Source organism: Bradyrhizobium sp. P2_E8 (assembly GCF_056403875.1).
The window spans coordinates 1-3,470 of the sequence record NZ_JBFUES010000815.1; the positions used below are offsets into that span (position 1 = coordinate 1).

General features: G+C 65.7%; 6 protein-coding genes. 3 read left to right on the plus strand and 3 right to left on the minus strand.

What is annotated here, in order from left to right:
* Positions 1 to 52: 52 nt before the first annotated feature.
* Together AC1D00_RS32340 and AC1D00_RS32345 are read right to left on the minus strand one after the other, a co-directional pair.
* Complete coding sequence (locus tag AC1D00_RS32340; protein ID WP_477013457.1) at positions 53 to 625, minus strand: DUF4112 domain-containing protein; 573 nt, start codon at positions 623 to 625, stop codon at positions 53 to 55.
* Positions 626 to 686: 61 nt separating this feature from the next.
* On the minus strand, positions 687 to 1,112 hold the full coding sequence (locus tag AC1D00_RS32345) for a DUF5413 family protein (RefSeq protein ID WP_477013458.1): 426 nt from the start codon (positions 1,110 to 1,112) through the stop codon (positions 687 to 689).
* A 145-nt stretch (positions 1,113 to 1,257) separates the two neighbouring features.
* On the opposite strand from AC1D00_RS32345, the gene AC1D00_RS32350 reads away from it, so the two are divergent.
* From AC1D00_RS32350 to AC1D00_RS32360, 3 genes are all read left to right on the plus strand, one after another.
* Entirely contained in the window at positions 1,258 to 1,500 is a 243-nt protein-coding gene (locus AC1D00_RS32350) for a hypothetical protein (protein ID WP_477013459.1), read from the plus strand.
* Between the two features lie 38 nt (positions 1,501 to 1,538).
* Positions 1,539 to 1,763: a hypothetical protein gene (locus AC1D00_RS32355; RefSeq protein WP_027544925.1), complete on the plus strand. Its 225-nt coding sequence runs from the start codon at positions 1,539 to 1,541 to the stop codon at positions 1,761 to 1,763.
* A gap of 251 nt (positions 1,764 to 2,014) precedes the next feature.
* On the plus strand, positions 2,015 to 2,290 hold the full coding sequence (locus tag AC1D00_RS32360; RefSeq protein WP_477013460.1) for a hypothetical protein: 276 nt from the start codon (positions 2,015 to 2,017) through the stop codon (positions 2,288 to 2,290).
* A gap of 119 nt (positions 2,291 to 2,409) precedes the next feature.
* On the opposite strand, the gene AC1D00_RS32365 is transcribed toward AC1D00_RS32360, so the two are convergent.
* The coding region (locus tag AC1D00_RS32365; RefSeq protein WP_477013461.1) for a hypothetical protein at positions 2,410 to 3,470 on the minus strand (1,061 nt) is incomplete at its 5' end.

Sequence of the window (3,470 nt, forward strand, 5' to 3'; positions counted from 1 at the left end):
GACGGTGACAGCGAGACTCGCGGAGACTCCCCCTCACGCGCAGAGCGAGGATTCAGATCCGCGGCTGCTTGTCGAGCCAGCGCCGGAGCAGGCGCATGTTGCGCATGTTGGCGCGGAACATGACGTCGAAGGCGTCGCCCGCAAGCGGCACCATGCCGACCACGCCGTCGACCGCGACGTTGCCGAGCATGCGCGCGGTGAGGTACCAGGGCGCGCCCAGCGCGCGGGCCTCGCGCACCAGCCACAGCGAGATCGCGGTGGTGATGATGTCGCCGACGACGGGGATCAGTCCGATCAGGCCGTCGATGCCGTAGCGGATGTTGGTGCCGGGCAGGATGAAGGCGACGTCGAGCAGCTTTGCGATCGCCTCGAGCCGCGCGATGCGTTGCTCGCGCGTCAGGTTGCCGAACGGATTTCCTCCGAGCGGATTGCCTCCAAGCGGATTGCCCTGACCGAACTCGAAACGAAACTCGCGAAAGCCCTGCTCCAGCGTCTCGGGCCGGATCTCGCGGCCGTCCTGGTCGATGATCGGCCCACGTGCTTCCGTGCTTGAGAAGCTGGCGCGCGAACGGCTCCCGGAACGGGATTTGCGCGGAGCAAGAATATCGTCGTCGGACATGGTCATGGCCCAGGGAAAACTCGCCGACGCGGCGGAGGTTGCTGCACCGCGTCCGAACGTCGCGCGGTCAGGTCGGTGCCGCCGCCGCTTGCGGCTCCTCGAGATATCTATGCACGAGCCAGGAGGAAATCACCGACGGCACGAAGCCGACCATGCCGTACAGGATGAACTGAACCGCGCCCGAATCCGGCCCGCGCGAGCTGTAGGTCAGCGAGGCCAGGACAAAGGCGAACAGGCCGACCAGCAGCAYCCGCAGCACCGGGCCGACCCGGCGGATGTGGACCAGGATGTCATCGACCGCGCCGATCATCAGCGACGGCAGGAAGCCGAACAGATAGCTGTATTGCAGGGATTTGAAGAACACTGCGAACAGCTTCCCGACCTCGCCGAGGTTGGTCTGGGTCCAGTAGCCGGACTGGTAGGTCGTCGTCAGCAGCAGCAGGAACCCGCCGACGAACGGCCCGACCAGCGCAAACACCAGATAGCGTTTCATCAAAGACCCTCACACTTCGCCCCTGTTATAGCAGCGCCTCGGGAACCTTGAATAGCGGGCGCCGGCGCCTCCCCCAAGGGGAACAAGTGGCACGGCGACGAGTTCAGACAGGACCTGAATCACCCCTCTTGGACTGGAGCCGCCGATGTCCCGCAAATTTCTTCTGGCGACGATCACGCTGGCAACCCTCGGTGGCCTGTCGAGCGCGCCCACTCTCGCGCAAGGCCACATGGGCACGCCGCAGGAGCAGAACGCCTGCTCGCGTGATGCCTCGCGGTTGTGCCGCAAGGACCTCGGCAATGACGGCGCGGTGCAGAGCTGCCTGCAGGCCAACCGGGCCAAGCTGTCGAAATCATGCAGCAAGGTGTTCGCCAGTCACGGCATGTGAGGATCGGACACAGTCCCTGTGAACGGAGAGGTGAAGCCATGTTGCGCGACGAACAGCTCTCGATCCTCAGGGACATCTGTCAATCCATCGCCTTTGCCGACGACCGGCAAGGCAAGATGGGACAATTGATCGCCGACGGCTACGTGATGAAGGACGGCGATCTGTTCGAGCTCACCGCGAAGGGCATCACCGCGGTCGAGGAACACGCCGCCGCACTTGGCGAGAGCGACGCCACAAGCACGCCATCCTATCGCCTCATCTGACGGAGCACGTCGCTTTCTGCGTGACGTGCGCGCAACAATTGCGAATTCGTTCGTGCGGCCCATTGCAGCCATACGACAATGGCGCATACTTGGCTCGGGCGGCGCAGCACTTTTCGATTCGAACATCACGAGAGATCGAGCAACCACATGCGGGATGAGGTTCCCGGCGTGATGGCTGAGACATGTGGCAGGTCAAGCCGCGTGAGGCGCCCCAAAACCAAGCGGCTCAAGCCCACGGGGACACATTCTGCATGACACGCAACCGGACCATCGCAACTCTCTTCGCCCTCGCCACCACCGCCGTCGCATTCCAGACATCGCCCGGCTTCGCCTTCTCGTCCGAAGCGCAGCAGATGTGCTCGGGCGATGCGATGCGGCTGTGCTCCAGCGAAATCCCTGATATCCCGCGGATCACCGCCTGCATGGTGCGGAACAAGGCGCAGGTCAGCCCCGGCTGCCGCGCCGTGATGGACCGCGAGCACGCAGCCGCAGCAGCGGCACGGAAGCGGGAAGCGGCCGCGCAATAGGTCTGCAGGTCATTCCGGGGCGACGAGTAGCGTCGAGCCCGGAATCCATTTCTCTACGTCACGTGCTGCACAATGGATTCTGGGCTCGTGCTGCGCACGCACCGGAATGACAGGGCGGCCTAATCGCCCCACTGCGCGAACGCGTCGTTGAAGGCGCGCTCGCCGGGGGCGCCCTTCTCGATCGCGATGATGGCGCGGCGCTGGTTGGCGTAAACCAGGGGCACGTCGAACCAGGAACGCTCCTTCAGGAGCTGGACGTTGCGGGCGCGGTCGGCGTCGACATTGGACAGGCCGACCAGGAAGAAGCCGTCGGTGACCTTGACCGCTAGCCCTGCGAGCGGCGTGCCGCGCGCCTGCTCGTTCGACTTCATCAGGATGCCCGGCACGTTGGAGACGCTGCCGCCCGGGAAATCCTGCGGCAGGATGAAGGTCAGCTCCGCGGTGTGGCTCGCCGGCAGCGAGGAGTCGGTGTTGCGGCGGAACGACATCGTCATCTTGAACTTGCGGTCGGGAATCTCGATGTCGGCGCGCACGGCGACGTCGGCCTTCTGGTTGCCCGACGCCTTGATCGGCTCGAGCCGCCACACCACCGAGCCGACATATTGCTTGCCCTTCGGATCGGACGGATCCTCGTCATAGAGCACGACCTTCTGCGCCACCGGCGCGACCGGCTGGTCGCTGGCCGAGGGCTGGCCGACCCGATCGGGGATCTTCGGCTTGCTCTGCGGCTGGGACGGATCCTTCGGCGCCTCAACCACCTGGGTCGGCGAGGACTTGATCAGGCCGTTCGCGATCTGGACCAGCTGTTTGCCCCAGAGAATGCCGGCACCGACCAGGATCAGCACGATGCCGACGGCGATCGCACTCTTGAACGGGAAGACGGACCGGGCGCGCTTGGGCTTCTTGGTGTCGCGGTCGAGGACGGGGATGTGCGGGCGCGTCGACGCGGCCCGCGGCGCATAGCGCTCGGCCTCCTCGATCGACTCGTCATAGGAATAAGGCGCATCGCCCTCGCCGGCGCGGTTCTCCAGGCTCGGCTCCAGCCGGTCGAATTCCGGCGAGGGCGAGGGCACGTTGGCATAGGYGCGGCGCGCGGCGCGATTGGCCTGCGCGGCGGCGCCGCCGAGATCGTTGACGTCGGCGGTGATGTCGCGGAAGCCGCGCACGCCCGGTGCGGGCG